The sequence below is a fragment of the Streptomyces sp. NPDC002886 genome (genome assembly GCF_042888445.1).
Classification (GTDB): domain Bacteria; phylum Actinomycetota; class Actinomycetes; order Streptomycetales; family Streptomycetaceae; genus Streptomyces.
On sequence record NZ_JBIAPV010000011.1, the window covers coordinates 199,519 to 216,428 of the forward strand.

13 protein-coding genes and 1 pseudogene are annotated in these 16,910 nt (G+C 70.0%); 6 read left to right on the forward strand and 8 right to left on the reverse strand.

Annotation, left to right across the window (positions count from 1 at the left end; all coding sequences use genetic code 11):
* Positions 1–351 precede the first annotated feature (351 nt).
* On the forward strand, positions 352–750 hold the full coding sequence (locus tag ACFYYB_RS35065) for a hypothetical protein (RefSeq protein WP_389441030.1): 399 nt from the start codon (positions 352–354) through the stop codon (positions 748–750).
* Here ACFYYB_RS35065 and ACFYYB_RS35070 read toward each other — a convergent pair.
* Complete coding sequence (locus ACFYYB_RS35070; RefSeq protein ID WP_389441033.1) at positions 732–1,187, reverse strand: hypothetical protein; 456 nt, start codon at positions 1,185–1,187, stop codon at positions 732–734. The two genes, ACFYYB_RS35065 and ACFYYB_RS35070, sit on opposite strands and share 19 nt — an antisense overlap.
* A gap of 168 nt (positions 1,188–1,355) precedes the next feature.
* Here ACFYYB_RS35070 and ACFYYB_RS35075 point away from each other — a divergent pair, with 168 nt between their 5' ends.
* Both ACFYYB_RS35075 and ACFYYB_RS35080 read left to right on the forward strand, forming a co-directional pair.
* Positions 1,356–2,069, forward strand: coding sequence for a hypothetical protein (locus ACFYYB_RS35075; protein WP_389441035.1), 714 nt, complete (start codon positions 1,356–1,358; stop codon positions 2,067–2,069).
* 111 nt (positions 2,070–2,180) lie between these two features.
* A complete protein-coding gene (locus ACFYYB_RS35080; protein WP_389441038.1) occupies positions 2,181–2,834 on the forward strand; it encodes a hypothetical protein in 654 nt (217 codons plus the stop codon).
* A gap of 1,429 nt (positions 2,835–4,263) precedes the next feature.
* On the opposite strand, the gene ACFYYB_RS35085 is transcribed toward ACFYYB_RS35080, so the two are convergent.
* The 3 genes from ACFYYB_RS35085 to ACFYYB_RS35095 all read right to left on the reverse strand — a co-directional run bounded on the left by ACFYYB_RS35085 (position 4,264) and on the right by ACFYYB_RS35095 (position 6,998).
* Entirely contained in the window at positions 4,264–5,163 is a 900-nt protein-coding gene (locus ACFYYB_RS35085; RefSeq protein ID WP_389441041.1) for a GNAT family N-acetyltransferase, read from the reverse strand.
* A gap of 504 nt (positions 5,164–5,667) precedes the next feature.
* Complete coding sequence (locus ACFYYB_RS35090; protein WP_389441043.1) at positions 5,668–6,606, reverse strand: hypothetical protein; 939 nt, start codon at positions 6,604–6,606, stop codon at positions 5,668–5,670.
* A gap of 2 nt (positions 6,607–6,608) precedes the next feature.
* Positions 6,609–6,998: a hypothetical protein gene (locus tag ACFYYB_RS35095; protein ID WP_389441045.1), complete on the reverse strand. Its 390-nt coding sequence runs from the start codon at positions 6,996–6,998 to the stop codon at positions 6,609–6,611.
* A 131-nt stretch (positions 6,999–7,129) separates the two neighbouring features.
* On the opposite strand from ACFYYB_RS35095, the gene ACFYYB_RS35100 reads away from it, so the two are divergent.
* The 3 genes and pseudogenes from ACFYYB_RS35100 to ACFYYB_RS35110 form a co-directional block, all read left to right on the forward strand.
* The gene (locus ACFYYB_RS35100; RefSeq protein ID WP_389441048.1) at positions 7,130–10,387 is read left to right on the forward strand and encodes a CHAT domain-containing protein; all 3,258 of its coding nucleotides are present in this window, start codon (positions 7,130–7,132) and stop codon (positions 10,385–10,387) included.
* A gap of 584 nt (positions 10,388–10,971) precedes the next feature.
* Positions 10,972–11,286: a hypothetical protein gene (locus ACFYYB_RS35105; protein WP_389441051.1), complete on the forward strand. Its 315-nt coding sequence runs from the start codon at positions 10,972–10,974 to the stop codon at positions 11,284–11,286.
* 522 nt (positions 11,287–11,808) lie between these two features.
* Positions 11,809–12,101: pseudogene (locus ACFYYB_RS35110) on the forward strand (cyclase); the annotation flags it as partial.
* Between the two features lie 776 nt (positions 12,102–12,877).
* Here the strand turns inward: ACFYYB_RS35110 and ACFYYB_RS35115 are convergent.
* The 4 genes from ACFYYB_RS35115 to ACFYYB_RS35130 form a co-directional block, all read right to left on the reverse strand.
* Positions 12,878–13,909 carry a hypothetical protein gene (locus tag ACFYYB_RS35115; RefSeq protein WP_389441053.1) on the reverse strand — a complete coding sequence of 344 codons (1,032 nt, stop codon included), beginning with the start codon at positions 13,907–13,909 and terminating at the stop codon, positions 12,878–12,880.
* A 24-nt stretch (positions 13,910–13,933) separates the two neighbouring features.
* The gene (locus tag ACFYYB_RS35120) at positions 13,934–15,670 is read right to left on the reverse strand and encodes a DNA/RNA non-specific endonuclease (RefSeq protein ID WP_389441285.1); all 1,737 of its coding nucleotides are present in this window, start codon (positions 15,668–15,670) and stop codon (positions 13,934–13,936) included.
* A 68-nt stretch (positions 15,671–15,738) separates the two neighbouring features.
* The gene (locus tag ACFYYB_RS35125) at positions 15,739–16,629 is read right to left on the reverse strand and encodes a sensor domain-containing protein (RefSeq protein WP_389441057.1); all 891 of its coding nucleotides are present in this window, start codon (positions 16,627–16,629) and stop codon (positions 15,739–15,741) included.
* Positions 16,630–16,663: 34 nt separating this feature from the next.
* Positions 16,664–16,891 (reverse strand): hypothetical protein, encoded by a 228-nt coding sequence (locus ACFYYB_RS35130; RefSeq protein ID WP_389441059.1) that lies wholly within the window; start codon positions 16,889–16,891, stop codon positions 16,664–16,666.
* Positions 16,892–16,910: the final 19 nt, after the last annotated feature.

The window sequence follows — 16,910 nt, forward strand, 5'->3', positions numbered from 1 at the left end:
GCGCCGACGTGGAGCGGGGCGATCAGCTTCGGGCTCGTGACGTCCCGGTGACGCTGGTGCCCGCGACCGAGGATCACTCGATCTCCTTCCGTCAGCTCCACACCGCCGACGGCGGCCGCATCCGGTCCCTGGTGGCTCTCCAGCCGAATCCATGGAGCCTCTGGGCTGATCGCCGTCGGCAGCGTTCTCCGAGGCGGTCCTGACGGCTCCCGCAGCCCATCGTTGGAAGTGCCCCAGGCGGGGCAGCTGGTTCAGCCAGACCGAGCCGGGGAGGCGCAGAGTGGCTTGGCGCCGCGGCAGGCCCCGCCGAATCCTGTAGCAACGCCCGCGTTCGCCACCTATGGTCGCCGCATGGCCACCGAGGACGAGAACCCAAGTCAGCCTGACATCACCGCGATGCTCCAAGACCAGACCAGTGCCTGCGAGGCAGCACGCGCCGCCGTAGCCGTCGGCGGCGAGGTAATGCTCCACGACGGACAGACGCCACATTGGATGGCCTTCGGTATCGCTGCGACGAGGCTGAGGCGGTCGGCGAAGATCGGTGTGACGACCCTCGGCCTTGACGAGACCGTTGAGGTCCTCCGCGCTCGGCACCGCGACGAGCAACTGCGTACCGGCAGTATCGTCGCAGCAGACCGGTCCTGGTTCTTCACCCTGTACTTCGACGCCACCGGGACCGAGCTTTTGGCGTGCAGCGGAGTCAAGAGCGAGCGGCCTTCGCGGGCGGACGGTCAGAGACTCCAGTTGTAGAGGCCACCACCCGTGTTCACCGCATTCTTTGCGAGCAGGGCAACGCCCTGCAAGATCGCGAGAAGATCATCGTCGGTCATCTCGTCGCCGTCCTCGGACCTGAGTCGCGCGGTCCAGCGGCCGGCGAGCTCCTCGAGTTCGGTGGAACTGGCTTCGGCGAGCGCTCGTGTCAGTCGCTTCGGCAGAGCGAACACCTCAACACCATCGTTCAAGGGTTCGGTGACGTACTCCGGCCACGGCCGCCAGGCATAGACCTGCTCGAGCGGTGGGGCCTTGGCCGACGGCTCCTGGAAGTACATGTCCCACTCGGCGATGGCGCTGTCCGGCTCGAAAAAGCGGCAGGTCACAGATTCAAAGGCCTCACCAGGTCCCCGCAGGCGCGTCGCAGCGGCAGCTTCGTCGTCGGGGGCGAGGAAGAACACTATGTCGTGGGCCATTCGAGCATGATTGCAGCCCGCCGCATTGACGCGGGTGAAGCCACGTGACAGCCATCTCGACCAGTCGCAGGCCCCCGCCGTCCTTGGCGGCGGCACTGCAGGCGCAGCCGGCCCCCGTACGACGGCGGCTCGCGGCCGTCCTGGCAGCCCACCCGCTACCTTCCTCCCATGGAACGGACCGCCATCCTGCGGAGCCTCGCCGCGAGCGGAACTGACACCGCCCCGCAGCGAGTCGCGGCTTTTGCCGCCGAACTCGACATACCGGCTGCCGATCTTCTCGTCGTCGCAGGCCACCCCGTGCCGACGGAACTCCTTCCCCCGGAGCGCGACGCCAGGGTCATGAGGCAGTTCGCATACCGCGTCAGCCACTGCGATCACGCGAAGCTCGGCGCCCTCGAGGCATTCGTACGCTCGCTGCCCCGCGTCGCCTCTCCAGAACCCCTCGCACAGCCGGCGTGGCCGGGCCGCTGCCCCGCCGAGACCAGGCTCGCCGCGGTGCTCGGCGCGCTGATCGGCAATCGCGGCTTCGGTATCCGCGAACTGCCTTTCATGGGACTGTCGCTCAGTACCTTGCACAGGATGCTGTGGCGTTGGGACCCAGGTCCGTACCGTCGGCAGCAGCTGTCGGCCGTAGCAGGTCCACTGGGGTGGCCCCTGTCTGACCTGTTCGCGGTCGCCGATGAGCCATACTCGGAGGAGCTCCGCCCGATGGTGCACTGCCGCCACCTCGGGCGGGTATTCGCGGCGGCCGTCCCCTTGACTACCGCTCAGCTGATCGAGACCGCGAAGGAAGCGGACCGACTGAGCGTGCGTGAGGACCACGGAGCATGGCAGCCTGTTGCGCAGGGCTTCGCCGAGGAGTGCCCGGATTTCCCCTGGTAGCAAGCACCTCCTTGGTGCTTCACCAATCAGCCGAGAACAACATGGCGTGTCGGGGGTCCCTGGGGCTGTGTCAGTGGCTTCCGCTTGTATTGCTCTGTGACCGTCTATGGAGTGATCGTGCAGCTGCCTGTCGCCGAGATCGTTCGTGCTCGCTCGAAGGCGATGGCCATGTTGGATGCCGTCCTGAGTCCGGAGTGGGAATTTCGGTACTACTCGTATGACAGGCAGTGGGCGCCGTCTGAGGAGCTGGCCTCGATGAAGGACGGAAGCGGCAACGACTACGTCATCGTCTTCTCCGAGGCCGGGGTCTATGCCCAGGCGACCTCTCACGAGTCACCCATCAGCGCCAATCGGGTGTCGCCCCCGGTGCCGTGGCCAGGTCTGTTTGACTCGCTGCCGCAGACCTTGCGGCCCTTCGCCCAGGAGGTTGCCTTCCTCGATCCCAATGGCGTTCAGCGGGCCACGGTGTGCTTGTGGCGCGAGGTCACGGACTCCGAGTGGAAGTGCGGCGACGTCCAGGTGCCGAACGAGGATGGGGAAGACGCGGATGGTGCTGAGTGGCTGTTCGGGCTCCTGCTGAAAGGTAGCGCCGAGGCCTATCTGGAGTTCGCCGAGGACTACTACGAGGTGGCACCGGCGCTGGATGCAGTCCAGCACGTCTACGACCTCAAGCCGCTGACGCAGGAAGTCGTCTCGGCTCTGAACCCCGCGGTTCGGCTTGAGGACCTCGCCGAGGGCATCACCCAGATCGGCTACCCGGTGTAGCCGTTGCGCGCCGGCCAGCCGGCCGGCTGCTTGCTGTTCGGCGCGGGTGGCGTTGCTCGGCCGCGAAGTACTAGCCCGGCATCCGCGGGGCCCACGAGAGGGGCGGAGTCGCGGGCCAGATCGGCTGGTTCCGCCGCAACCACCTGATCCCCGTCACCGAAGTCGACACGCTCGCCGAGCTCAACGCGATGATCGACCGGTGGGACCCGGCGGACGGCGCCCGCCGCATCCGGTCCCGGCCCCGCTGTGTGAAAGGGGCCGGTTTCCACGGCGGGGAACGGATAGTGGGCGAGGGACCGTGCTCAGCGCCGGCCCATGATCGCGATCCGGTGGCATCTGCGGGAGACTGCGGGGTGCCTACTTCCAGACCGTTTGCAGCCTCCGATGAGATAGGTGCGCATCTCATCGATCGGTTGAGCCTGAAATGCCCGACCAGACCTGAAGGAGGGGTTCAGCCCTTCGCGGTCGACCGATCGCAGTAGGCGGAGACGCCCCCGGATGCAGGAGAACGCCCTGGATCCCGGACCGGAGTGGTCTCCTGCTCGGCGTCCCCATTGTCGTAGGCGTCTTCGCCGGGGCCCGGTGAACGTTCGCGTAGACGAGAACCTCTACGTCCGGCTCACCGGGGGTTCGCCGGAGCCGGCAGGGGCCGCTGGACAGAAAGGGGCCCGAGATGCTGATGCGGATCTCGAATTTCGGCTCTGACCGGAGTTCCGTGATGGTCACTCTTCAGAGCTGACGGGCTCCGTAGGTTGAAGGTGGTTGGACTCCCGTGGCATCCGAGTTGGGATCTTCCAGCCGTACATCAGAGCCAGCGCGATGCATCTCGCGTCGCGTCGGTTGTGTCCGGCCGCCTCGCGAATCTCCGCGATTGCTTCTTCCCATCTGCGCTGACCAATGAGGTGACGGGCTCGGTCCTGGGCTGTTCGCGGGACGGGCATCCCAAGGCCGCGGATGATGTCGCGATCCCAGTTCTGCCTGCGGGCGCGTCGGATTCGCACCCATGTCGCTACCGACCCTGCCACCGCGCCCCCACACTGATCGCTCCGCCAGTACTACGGCTGAGTGAGGATATGTGTGCGGAGCAGCCCGAAGGATGACCGGCCGTACATGGCTCGCTTGAGCGTCTTGACTCTGTTGACGTAGCCTTCGACGATGCCTGAGCTCCAGTGGAGAGTGAGGCCCGCAGTGACGGCATGGCCGGGCAGGCTAGTACTCGCTAGCTGTAGATCGTGATTTTGCTGGTGGGGCCTGTAAGGGAACGGGCGCGGGTCGCCGTTGATCATCGTCGGTGTGGACGGACGACCAGACGGTGGCCACTCCACAGCGTAAATCCTGCACGTTCGCTGTCGGCCGGCATGCCGCCGGGCACCGGCAAGCGGTCCGGACCTGAGCTGGGACCGGACCGCTCACCGCGTGCTACTCCTCGCTAGGCCGCTCGGCCCGCCGGGTGGAAGTTGATGCGATCACGGACGACGGGGAAGCCGGCCTTGGCGAAGTTCGCGGCCATGGGGAAGTTGCCCTGGTCGGTCGATCCGGTGACGACCTCCGCGCCCTGCTCGACGAGGAGGTGGGTGCACTCCGCGAGGAGGTCGTAGGCGTAGCCGTGACCGCGGTGCTCCGGGACGACTCCGATGAAGCCGATGGTCGGGCCGGAGGGGTTGTGGGCCGGGATGTGGATGCCGGCCAGGTCGCCCTCGGGCGTGTGCGCGATCTGCCACCACTCCCGTGGGGAGGGGCACCAGTGGAAGAAGTCGAGTTCCTCTTGGGCGGCCCGGTCGAGGCCGCCCTCCTCGATGGCCCTGAGCGCGTGGGCGTCCAGGGTGACGGAGTGGATGCGGCGCAACGCGTCGAAGAACACGGCGTCGTCGGGTTCGGCGCTGAAGCGCAGGCGTCCGGGCCGCTCGGGCAGACCTCGCTCGGGGGTCCAGCGGTACAGGAAGCGTTCCACCAGGAGTTCGTACCCTGCGGCACGTGCGGCGGCGAAGCGCGCCTCGGCTCCGGCCCGCAGGTCGGAGTCGTCCCGCCAGCCGCCTGGCAGGTTGATCTCGAGTTCGACGTGCCAGGGAGCGGTGCGCAGGAGTTCGGCCCCTGCCTCCTCTTCGCCCTCGGCCACGTCGAACCAGTTGATGTTGACGGGCTCCGAGTCGTTGGGGCCGCCCCACCACGCACCGCGTGCGACGACCTCGCCGTCGCGCAGGGCGACGCGCTTCCAGTCCGGGCGGAACTGGGTACGACGGTGGGCTTCACGTGCGCCCAGGGGGTCGGGGAGTGCGTCGAAGAGATGTGCGTCGCTCGCGGAGAGCGCGCGGATGACCAGATCGGTCATGGATTCCTCCGGGATACAGGCTGCTTGGAGCGCTCCCGGTCAGAACTGACGAACCACGCCGGGATAGCGGAAGAGGGAGCGCTGGAAAGGTGTGAACTGCACGGCACTCGCCTCCTTCCATCCGTATCAGGGCGTGAAGCCACACCGTACGTGTTCTTCCGCTGGCCCGTCCACGGATTTCCGCGCCCCCTTGAAGGAGGGGTTCGCGGGATGATGCAGAGCGCCCTCAAAGGCCCGCGGGACCGTAAGCGGACCATAGTGCTCCAGCTGTGTGGATTGTGATCTTGCTGGTGAAGCCGTTACGGGAACGGATGCGGCAGCCGTTGATCATCGTGGGTGTGTGGACTGCCGACGAGACGCTGGCCACTGGTCGCCGCAAAAATGCCGCACCTGCAGTCGCCGTCGATCGTCGCCACCCTTGAGCGCGCGGACGATTTCAGCACGGCGACCTGCGAGCTGTGGCTGCCCGTCGAACCGGCGTAACACCCCGTCGATAGCCCGGGCTCATCGGGGTGGGTGGGGGCCGCTAGTGCGGAGTTGGCGGGTGACGGCGTCGCCCAGGGTGCTGTCCAGGGGCCCGGAGCGGGCGATGCCGAGGTGGTCGGCCAGCTCGGGCGTGTGGAGGCGGGCGGCGGCTTCCAGGAGCTGGGCGTAGGTATCGGCGGCGCTGCGCAGGCGGTACCTGACGGTCAGGGCGAGGGCGGCCGACAGCACCGCGGCGGGCCACCACCACACGCCCAGGAGGGCATACAGCAAGGCCCAGCCGGCCAGGGTCGTGGCGCGGGTAAGGGCTTGCTCGGCGGTCGTGATCTCGGTCCGGGTGGTTTCGGGCATGACGAGCCACAGGTGGGGCCACACCACGGGCAGGTCCAGGTGGTGGTCGCGCTCCAGGCGGACGGCGGCGGCGTGGATGCGGTCGCCGCTCCATGTGGGTCGGTCCGGCGTCTCGGCGGCGATGCGCAGCAGCGCCTCGTACGCGGCCTGGCGCGGGGCGGGGTCGGCCCTGCGCCGCTCGCGCGCCAAGGTACGGGCGTCTGCGTCGAGTTGCCGGCGAAGACGGTCGGCGGCATTGGTCCAGCGGGCGTGGCGGCGGGCGACGAGGGTGCGGGTCCCTTGCCGCAGCGGGCGCGGCCACGTGCGCCAGTCGGCTGCCAGGACGACGCGTTGGACCAGTGTCCCCAGCCCTTGGGCAGCCAGGCCTGCCACGGCCGCCGCGGCCAGGAGGGCGCCGAGCAGGACGACTTGCCCGCCGAGACTGGTCGCGGCGGGAGTCTGCGCCCAGTGGGTGATCCGGCCGGTGAGGCGGGGGATGTCGAGGGCGTGCGTCTGGCCGAGGGTTCGGGCGACGACGGCGGTTGCGAGGAACAGTGCCCCGGGCAGGACGAGCAGCGTCAGCCAGCGCTCTGCGAGCTTCTGCCCCAAGGCGCCGAGGAAGGCGCCCACCGCTACAGCCGCTCTCTGCGCAGCGGTCGGCCGCTGATCGCGCAGGCGTGCGTCTCGGGGCCGTCGGGCCAGCCGTAGCGCGAGCAGCTGTCCGTCGGACAGAGCAGCACCCACGTCTCGGGCATCGCGGAGGCTGCTCCGATCGGGTTCAGGCCCCGCTGGCCGCCGTGCACGCCCCGGGCGTCCCCCGCGGCCAGCAGGGCCTCATGAACCGCCTCGAGCGGCGCGGTGGGGTCCTCGCCGGCACCGAGCACGGCCATCAGCAGGTCCAGCGGTGCCGTTCCCCGGGCACTGTGGTGCCGCAAATCCCTGCGTATGCGTTCCAACTGCTCGCATACGTAGGCGACGCCCGCACGCGTCCCCGCGCCGAGGTCGCTGGACTGGTCGGTCACCTCACACCTCCCGCCGAAGTCATCCCCGTGCAGCAACTCGCAATCTATGTTGGTGAAGTGACGATATTTTAGTCAGGCAAGGGGACCTTGTGGGAGAGCGCGAGAGACTGCTGGCGGCGGTAGTGGGGCGAATGGACCGGGCCCACGAGGCGGAAGACCCGTCCGCGGTACTGGAACCCGGCGCACTCGCCGACGCCCGCAGCCTGGCGGACTTCCTCGCCGACGGCGAGGCCGATGCGGAAGTCGAATACGCTCTGAGCCTGCTGCATCTCTTCCGGGCTCAGGCTCTTCCGCCGGCCCGGGCCCGGCCGGACTATGAGGCTGCCCTCCGCTTCCTCAAGCGGGCCTTCATCACGGTGGGGCCGCAGGCCGTTCCGGAGGAGTTGCTCGCCCCGCTCGCCGAGCGGGCACTTCCCGATGCGGTCGACTTGATCCACCGCGCGTTGAACACCCCGGGGGATCCGGCGCTCCTGACCTCGGCGGTGGACCTGGCACGACGCATCGCGCGCCATCTTCCCGAGGATCATCCGAACCACGCCGTCTGCCTGTCCTTCCTCGCCGTCGGTCTGAGGAATCGGTTCCAGCTCCACGGGGATCCCGACGACCTGGACGAGGCGGTGGAGGTGGCCCGGGCCGGCGTCCGGTCCGCCCCCGACGAGGACCCCCAGCGCCCTCGCTACCTGTGCAACCTCGCTACCGCCCTTGAGACTCGGTTCAAGCGGTACGGAGACCTGAGGGATGCGGACGAGTCGGTCGAGGCCTATCGTGCCGCCGTCCGCGACACCCCGGACGGCCACCCCCAGCGAGACGCGGCGCTGACCAATCTCGGCGTCCTCCTGCAGGCGCGCTTCAAGCGCAAGGGCGATCTCGGGGACATAAACGAGGCAGTGGAGGTGCACCGTTCCCTGCTCCGGGACGGTTCCGAGGACCATCCGGCGCGCGGGGTCATCCTGTCCAACCTCTGTGTCGCCCTGCTGTCACGGTTCAACCGCGCCGGGGACCTCAAGGACGTGGACGAGGCGGTGGAAGCGGGGCGCGCCGCCGTACGGGCCACACCCGACCATGACGCGAACAGGGCCACCCATTTGACGAGCCTCAGCTCGGCGCTGCGGTTCCGCTTCCAGGGCGCAGGGGCACTGACGGACGCGGACGAGGCGGTGGAGACGGGCCGTCTCGCCGTACGGGCCACCCCGGACGACCACCCGGATCGCGCGGAGCGCCTCACCAGCTTCGGCGCCGCCCTGCGGATGCGCTACGAGCGCACGGGTCAGCCGACGGATCTCGACGAGGCGGTGGAGGCGGGCCGCGCGGCCGTCCGGATCACCCCTGATGGCAACCCCAGGCGCATCGACTTCCTGTCGGAGCTGGGCGTGGCGTTGGTCATGCGGTTCGAGCGCAGCGGAGACCTCCGGGACGCGGATGACGCGGTGGAGGCGAACCGCAGCGCCGTCCGCGCCTCCCCTGACGACCGGCTCCCGTCCATGCCCCTGGTCAACCTCTGCATCGTCCTGCTGAGGCGGTACGAGCGCAGCGGAGATCTCCAGGACTTGAACGAGGCCGTGGACGCGGGTCGCGCCGCTGTCCACGTGACCCCGGGCGACCACCCGAACCGCATCGGCCACCTGATCGACCTCGCCGTCGCCCTACGGCTGCGCTTCGAGCACACCGGAGCGGCGCGCGACTTGGAAGAGGAGCGGTCCGCATGGGAGCAGGCCCTGGAGGTGAGGTCCGCTCCGCCGTGGATGCGGCTGCGCGCGTTGCGCGAGGCGGCCCGCCTCGTGGCGGCCTCCGATCCCTCCCGGGCGGCCGGACTCCTGGAGCGGGCCGTACTGATGCTGCCGGAAGTGGCACCGCGCCGACTCCGGCGCAGCGACCAGCAACACGCCCTCGGCACCGACGCGTTCGGCCTCGCCGCCGATGCCACCGCCCTGGCCCTGGCCGATACGACCCGCGACGCGTCCGAGCGGGCCGTACGGGCGCTGCGCATGGCGGAGGCGGGGCGCACGGTCCTGCTTTCCCAGGCGCTGGACACCCGGAGCGACCTCACGGACCTGCGCGAGCGCCACCCCGACCTCGCCCAGCGCTTCCGGGAGCTCCGTAGCCTGCTGGACCGGGACCCCGGCGCCGCCCCCGACTCCCCTGCGAGTGAACGCCACCACCTGGCGCAGGAGCTGGAAGCACTGCTGGGGCGCATCCAGGCCTGCGAGGGGTTCGCCTCCTTCGGCCTGCCGCCCACCCTCGACGACCTCTTGGCCGAGGCCGCCCACGGCCCCGTGGTGACGTTCAACATCAGCGCCTACCGCAGTGACGCGCTGCTCCTCACCCGCGACGGCATCACCTCCTGCCCCCTGCCCCTGCTCTCCCTCGAGGCCGTCGCCGACCGACTCGAGGCCTTCCAGCAGGCACTGGGCGAGGCGACTGCCCCCGACGGCGACCGGATCGCCGCCCAGCGCACGCTGCGCCAGGTCCTGGAATGGCTCTGGGAAGCCGCGGCCGAGCCGGTGCTGTCCGCTCTGGGCGAGGCGATCCCGCCGGCCGAGGAGGGACGACCACTGCCGCGGGTGTGGTGGGCGCCCGGCGGACTGCTCGGGATGCTGCCCCTGCACGCCGCCGGGTACCACACCGACCCCGGGCACGGTCCGCACCGCCGGACCGTACTGGACCGGGTGGTCTCCTCCTACACGCCCACCGTCCGCACCCTGCACCACGCCCGGAGGCGCAGGACCCGGCCCGCCGACGGCCTCCGGTCCCTGATCGTCGCCATGCCGACCACTCCCGGCCAGAGCCGGCTGGACCACGTCGCCGAGGAAGCCCGCCGGATCACGGCCCTGCTTCCCCAACCAGTCCGGCTCACCGAACCCGATCCCGTCCCCGACGGGACGCCCTCCCCGGTGAGCTCCGACACCCCGACCGCGGCCGCCGTACTCGCCCTGCTCCCGGAGTGCGGCATCGCCCACTTCGCCTGCCACGGCAGCAGCAATCCCGCCGATCCGTCCCAGAGCCTGCTGTTCCTGCACGACCACGCCGCGGCGCCGTTGACCGTGTCCGCCCTGGCCCGAGTCGATCTCCACGGTGCGCAGTTGGCCTACCTGTCCGCCTGCAACACCGCGGATCCCGCCAGCTTCGACCTCCTCGACGAGGCCGTCCACCTCACCAGTGCCTTCCAACTTGCCGGGTTCCCCCGCGTCGTCGGAACCCTGTGGCAGATCGACGACCGCCTGGCCGCCGATGTCGCCGCGACCTTCTACGAGCACCTGACGACCGGCCGACCCGGGACACTCGATCCCGATCGGACCGCCGCCGCCCTGCACCACACGATCCGGGACGTACGCGACCGCTACCCGGCCACCCCCTCCCTGTGGGCGGCCTACCTCCACGTCGGCGCCTGACCGACCTTCAGCCAGCGGCGTTGCCCGCGTCTTCACGCAACCGAGCGGGGAGCCGATGGGCGAGGAGTCCGGCCGGGGGACGACCGAGTCGAAAACTTTTGTCGCATACCCGCCAGTAAGCGGGCAGACCGTTTGCGGATTTGATAGTTCTGGCCTGAGCTGGCGGACCGGTTGCGCCGTCGGGATTGGGGTGAGGGCCGTGCGCGAGGCTGCCCGTCCGCGGGTTGTTGTCTGCCCGCACTGCAAGGCCACGGACAGGGACGGCGACGCGAGGACGCTGTTCGCTGCCGGCGGCGTGCTGTCGGTGACCTGGCACGTCCGCGGATGTCCGCACTTGGCTGCCGACCAGATCCTCGCCGAGGCGCCCGGCCGGTGACCGGCCTGACCAAGCGACCGCGCCTGCGGCCGGATCACGCCGCCGGCTCCCAGCCGTACCCGGGGCCCGGCGCATCAGCCGTTTGGCCGAGGGTTGGGTCGACTTGAGCAACGTGTCCAAGGCCGAGCCGGCTGCGTTTGCGCATTGATCTCCTTCCAGTGAGCAGAAGCGATGGAACGACCCGTGTACCCCTTTGGAGGGCGAAGAGATGGCAGACGACACGCAGACGGGGACTGGCCCCTCGGACGGCATTCCCGCGGGCGAGCAGATCATCGCCGCGCTGGACAGGCTTCCCGCACCCATGGTGGTGGCCCTGAAGCAGTTGATGCTCTCGTTCGGTTTCCCGCCATCGGGCACGGTCAACGAGATGCCGCCCGGGGTTGCCCCCGCGCTGACCGCGGTCGCGGACGCGTTCCACGGAAGCACCTCGAGCGGGCGGGCGGGCTCGCCGGGTGGGGGAACTCCGGCCTTCCCCAGCACGCCCCCGCTGCCTCCGCCCCCTCCCGGTGTGATCGCCGGCTAGACGCAGCGGAGGGATCAGACGCGTTCGCTGCTGCCCCGTCGCGGACGCTGGACCCCAGATCCCCCTGTGAAGGACGGCCGGAGCGGCGGCCGCCCCGATCGCCTCGCGAAGCAAGGACCCGGGCGGGCTTCGCCGATCAGCGGTGCCAGTCCGGCGCCCGCGGACACGAGGGCCACATGGCGACTGACCAGTGGGCCGGGGTCCGCGGTTTTGTGCTCGTGGAGTAGTGGGAGCTGCGGATGTGCCGGGGTCGTGGTGGCATCGGTGGGGTGAAGGATCCATTCGGTTGTGATGAGCCGGCGCTGTTGGCCCGGACGGGGAGCGTGGACCGGGCTGCCGCCCGTCGCGCGGTCGCCTCCCGGGCTGTCGATGTCGCCGACCTCGACGTTCTGCTGGACCTCCTCGGCTTGCGGCCCGAGGACGACCCTCCGGAAGGAGGCCGGCCCTGACCGGACGGGCCCGGGCGCCGGGGGAGTGGGCGTGCGGTGTGCCTACGGGAAAGGGAGTGGGCCGGTTGCCCGCGGGGTCGAGCGGGAGTTCGACGCGGAGATCACCGAGCGGATCCCGGATACCAAGGTCGCGTGGGTGACCGTGGCCGGGAGGCCGAGCAGTCGGGGCGGCTCACGTTCCGGCCGATCGAGCCGGCCCCTACGGAGGTGACGCTGATGATGGACTTCGACCCGGAGGGGATGGCGGAGAACATCGGTGACAGGCTCGGCTTCGTGGACCGCCAGGTCAAGGGCGACCTGAAGCGGTTCAAGCACTTCATCGAGGACCGCGGATCCGCGACCGGGTCCTGGCGCGGATCCGTCTGAGTCGCCCGAGCCGCCGCTGGCCCCCGCCGGGAAAGCCATCGGCGGGGGAGGCGCCGGAGCTGGAGGCGGGCAGCCTGGTAGACCGCGTAGGACTGGCGAAGATCGTGAACGTAGCCGAGGAAGACCTCCCGGATCCGCAGTACGCGAGCCACAAGCTTCCCGAACCGCAGGACCATGGTGCTCGCGGACCCTCGTGGTCGCAGCCCGTGGCCCAGGACTGGGCCGAAGAGCACCACCGTGCCAACGGTCCCGGCGTTCTCCTCTCCGCCACCACCTCCCTCGGCACCCTCCAGCCGCGGGGGCTCGTCGCTGACCACAGCCATCTCACCAAGATCATCCGAGGCGACGGGAAGCAGACCCAGGAGGCAGCCGCGACCCTCGCCCCGGGCCGGCCTGAGCAAGCCCATCGCTCCTTCGGGTCCGGGAAGGTGCCGCTGCTTCGAGATCGGCGGGGGAGTGGACTTGAGGGAGTTCCGTTTCTTGAAGCTCACGTTCCTCTCCCGGTCCCGGCGTCACCAGGTGGGTGCAGCTTTCCCGTTGAGTGAGTCCGAGACACCCCGTGCGCGGGCTTCGCACCCCGGGTGAGAGCTCAGCCGGCCGACAGGAATTGCCGATGCTCTCCAAAGGCGCTCCCGCCTCTCGTCCGAACCCGCCCGGCAACCCACAACGAGCGACCCGGTCCTGGCCGTTGACGTCCGTTGTTGCCTCCGAGAGCGACCGGGCAGTCCGGCCTCCGGCAGGCAGTGGGTGAAGGTGCGGATGGACGGGAAGGTCGGTCACTGCACCGATGCGGTGTGCGGGTGCTGCGGCGCCAGCGGGCAAGCGTAGATCTGCAGGTTGTACCCGTCCCCGATCGTGACCATGGTCGGTGTCGGCGATGGGGCCGGGCCGCCCGGGAGGGAGCACCGGTCCTCGACGGGGGTCCACCTGCGGACATTGTCGTCCCATTCCGCTGTGGCGATGGTCAGCATCGGCTCCATCTCACTGCCGCAGGCACGGCAGTGCCGGGGGGCGGGATCGGTGAAGCTCCAGGGTGCCCACCCGCCGACCTTCCAGCCGGGGGCGACCGACAGCTCCCAGTCGTAGTACGCGTCCTCCGCACCGTCGTAGGTGGATCCCGGTGCCGCATCGTTCTTCTGCAGGGCGCTCCAGGCCCGGATCCTGGCCCGCAAATCAGGGTCGAGTTCCGCCGACACGGGATACTCGGTGACCTGTTCGGGAGCGAGTCGACATGGCTGCGGCAGGTACCCCTCGTACTGAAGCACGGATGGCCACGGGGGCGCGGCGAGGACGTCGCCGACAGCGGCAGCGGCGCGCCAGAACAGCTCGGTCCTGGGCATGTTGTGCCCGGGGTGGTCGAAGGGGCACCACAGAACCTGGAGCAGATCCGCGTCCCCGGGCGGGCGCAGGACGGCGATGTCGCGGAGATACAGCTGGGCCACGGCCAGCATCGCGACGGGCCCCTCGGGACCCGGGTGGCCGGCGCCGATCCGGGCCATCGCGGCGTGCTCCCGAGGGGTGTAGCCGCGCTCGGTCGGCGGCCGGTTCGCGACGGCTGCCTGGATGCCCCGTTGCAGCCGGACATCCTCCGGGGACGTCGCCGGCAGCACGTCGGGCACCAGGTGCGTGCCCTCACAGTGCGGCCAGGGTTCGGCTGCGGGCCACAGCAGGGGTCCTCCCACCGAACTCTCCCCGGAGAACGGCGATCCGGGCCTCGGGTGCAGCCGGACCGCGGTGCGGGCCAGCGGGCCCAGCGGGGGGAAGATCGCCGCGATGGACTCCGGCCGCTTCGGGGTGATGCGCAGCATGTGGACCTCCGATCGATGACACCGTCAGTTGCCCAGGTTGGGGCCGCCGCCGTAGGGCGTGTTCTCCAGCTCGATCTCGTAGAAGACGGGCCATGAGGCGCCGTTGGGCAGTTCGACCCGGGCGGTCATGGTGACTGAGGTGGGGATGGTGCTGTCATCATGGAGGTAGTGGGGTGTCACCTCGTAGTGGACAGCCAAACCGCTCCCCCGGCTCAGTTTCGTCACCTCCTTCCTGACCCGCTGCTCGTACCGAACCATGCTGACGCCCTTGGTGTTCAGGCCTAGTTGGTAGCACGGAACGAGGTTGTTCCAGTCACCCTGTTTGGATCCCCGTCCTCCTAATTGCTTGGCGACCAGGTGGCAGCGGGCGAGGGAGCCGTAGGCGACCCGGAGCTTCGCGTCCTCCCAGCCGGCGATGTCGCCGTTCGCCACATCCCCGTCGTCGCCCAGTTTGTTCGTCAGGCAGGCTTCCGCCTTCTCGGCCCTGAACGGCGCGATCGTGACCGTGGAGGGAACGGTCGCGGTCTTGTTGCGGCTGGTCACCGGCTTGTCGGTGTTGAGGATCCATCCGTCGCCGCTTGGCCTGCCCTTGGGTGTGGTCAGGCAGTTGGCTCTGCCCGGTGCGGGCGGCGGAGGGTTGGCGGGGCTCGGTGCGGCTTGGACGGTTGGCTCCTGCAGTGTCGTGACCTCGTCGATGGCCCGCGCTTCACCGTCTTGATGGGCGATGAGCCCTCCGGAGCCGAAGGCATCCGGGGCCGGGGTGGGTGTAGTGGTGGCCGGGGCCTGCACCCGTAGCGCCGTGTAGTGGCCGTTGGGTTTGCGGACCAGCCCGTCGTAGCTGAGGGACGGGCTGCCGAGGGTGGCTGCCTGCGCGGGGGTGAGCCGCCGGACGGCGTCGGGCGTCAGGTAGCCCGTGCCGGGGCGGGTGTCGACGGTGGTGCCGTGCTGCTTCGCGTACTGCGTCAGTGCGGCGGCCCGGGGCTGGCGGTAGGGGCTGTCGCCGGTGTCCTCGTCCTGGCCGGTGAGCTGGTTGCCGGCCAGCGGGGCCGGAGCGGGCGCGTCACCGCCCTGGTCCATGGCGGCTGCCGGGTTCGACGGAACGGAGGCGAGGCTCTGGATCGCCTGCGCCATCCGCGCGAGCAGTTGGTGCTCCCGGGACTGGAGTTGCTGTTCCTTCGTCTTGAGGTCGGAGGCTTTCGTGTTGTTGGTCTTGGAGGTGGCGTCGAGCTGGGAGGACCTGGTGTCGACCTGGGACGCCTCCTGCCGGATCTGGTTCTGCTCGCCCTGGATCTTGTCTTCCACGGCGTTTTCCTGATTCCGCTTGGACTCGAGTTGGCGTGCCTCATCGTCGTAGGCGGCGGCAGCGCTCGCCTCTTTGGGTAGTTGGAACGTGCGCCGCCTGGCGTTGTGGGCGGTGATCTCTCCGTCCACGGCCTTCGCGCGCTCGTTGTGGGCGCTGATCTCCTGGTTCAGCACGGTGACCCTGGCGTTGAGCGCCGCCTTGCTGTCGCGGATGGCGGCGGCCTCCTTGGTGATCCGCTCCGCCTCGGCAACCACGTCCTTGCCCCGCTGCGCCAGCTCCGCCGCCTGCCGGTTCGCGTCGTCGATTTCCACCAGGAGGGTCGCCAAGGCGGCCTCGAACCCCCGGGGTGCCACCAGCGGAACGGGGGCGAGCGTGCCCGCCTGGGCCGTGACCGCCACGGCATCGGCCGGCGCGATCGTCTGGACCCCCACGGCGGCGATCGGCGCCAGGAATGCCATCAGCACGAGGTGCAGGATCCGGGGAAGCGTTTGCCGACGGCGTGCGGCTGCCGCCCGCGCGGGCGCGGTCATCCCGTCACCTTGCCGGTGAGCTCGTCGGCGATCATGGAGACGGTGGGCTCGCCGTCACCGGCCTGGCAGACGGATGCCTGTATCAGGCTGGCGCCCTTCACCCGGGCCTGGTGGTAGCAAGCCCAGTTCGCGGCGTCGCCCTGCGTCGCGGTCCACGCCACCGCGACCTCCGTGGCGGGGCGGGCCGTGTAGGCCCACTTCGACGTACGGCCGGCCCGGTCGGTGAGCGCCGAGGACGGGCACTTGGCGAGGCCGTCGGTGAGCGTGCGGAAGGCCGAGGTCGCCTTCTCGCTGTCCGGGAACACGCCGGTCACCTGGTTGACGGTGTAGCTGCCCGAGCCTGCGGTGTCCTGGTAGGTCACCGACAGGAAGGCTTTCCACGCCTGCCCGTAGACCGACTGCGTTGTCGGTCCGGCAGCGACAGCGCATTCCGACGGAGCCACGGCGAGCGGGGCGTGGGGCCGGTTGGACTGGGACCCGGCCACCACCATCGTTCCGGCCAGTTTGCTGACGCCATCGGCGCTGAGCAGGTTCGCCTGGACGGTCCCCTCGGTGATTCGCGGAGGAAGGCTCGGCGGCTGTTGCGGCCAAAACCACCACCCGATGCCGGCCAGCAGGAGGCAGGGCACCACTGCGGCCACCGGCAGCCGCCAGTGGCGCAGCACCCCGGCTCGCCGGCGCGCTGCCCACCTCCCGGGCGGCGTCGACGGTCCCGGCGGCGGTGTGCCGCGCCCCGGCGGCGCGGGGACGGACGGCGGCGGCGCGGGCGGAGCTGCGGCCGCGGCGGTGCCGCCGCTGCCGAGCTGGGGTGGCACCGCGCGCGGCGTCTGCTCCCAGGTGGGCGGTGCTGGTGCGGCCGGGTCCTGCTTCCAGTAGTGGTTCGTCATGGTGTCCTCCGCAAGGTGATCGGGTCGGCGCTGTTCATCGGCTGCATGCGGCGGCGATGAGGAACAGCAGGTACGGCACGCCGAGGACGCCGAGGCAGCCGATGCCTCCCTCCGGGCTCTTGGCGTTGGCTTCGACCGTTCCGCCGAAATGGAGGCCGGGGTGGCGGTCCGCGTAGTGCTCGATCTGCTCCCGCTCGTTCTGGGACTCCGTGCCCCAGGAGGGCTTGAAGCCGCACTCGCCGCACCGGTAGCGGAATGCCATGTCAGGTCCTTCGACTTCG

Bases quoted from the DNA above. Each gene is read 5' to 3' on its own strand.
- ACFYYB_RS35065 (WP_389441030.1), top strand. From the start codon at position 352: ATGGCCACCGAGGACGAGAACCCAAGTCAGCCTGACATCACCGCGATG.
- ACFYYB_RS35070 (WP_389441033.1), bottom strand. From the start codon at position 1,187: ATGGCCCACGACATAGTGTTCTTCCTCGCCCCCGACGACGAAGCTGCC.
- ACFYYB_RS35075 (WP_389441035.1), top strand. From the start codon at position 1,356: ATGGAACGGACCGCCATCCTGCGGAGCCTCGCCGCGAGCGGAACTGAC.
- ACFYYB_RS35085 (WP_389441041.1), bottom strand. From the start codon at position 5,163: ATGACCGATCTGGTCATCCGCGCGCTCTCCGCGAGCGACGCACATCTC.
- ACFYYB_RS35100 (WP_389441048.1), top strand. From the start codon at position 7,130: ATGGACCGGGCCCACGAGGCGGAAGACCCGTCCGCGGTACTGGAACCC.
- ACFYYB_RS35105 (WP_389441051.1), top strand. From the start codon at position 10,972: ATGGCAGACGACACGCAGACGGGGACTGGCCCCTCGGACGGCATTCCC.
- ACFYYB_RS35115 (WP_389441053.1), bottom strand. From the start codon at position 13,909: ATGCTGCGCATCACCCCGAAGCGGCCGGAGTCCATCGCGGCGATCTTC.
- ACFYYB_RS35120 (WP_389441285.1), bottom strand. From the start codon at position 15,670: ATGGCATTCCTGGCGCCGATCGCCGCCGTGGGGGTCCAGACGATCGCG.
- ACFYYB_RS35125 (WP_389441057.1), bottom strand. From the start codon at position 16,629: ATGACGAACCACTACTGGAAGCAGGACCCGGCCGCACCAGCACCGCCC.
- ACFYYB_RS35130 (WP_389441059.1), bottom strand. From the start codon at position 16,891: ATGGCATTCCGCTACCGGTGCGGCGAGTGCGGCTTCAAGCCCTCCTGG.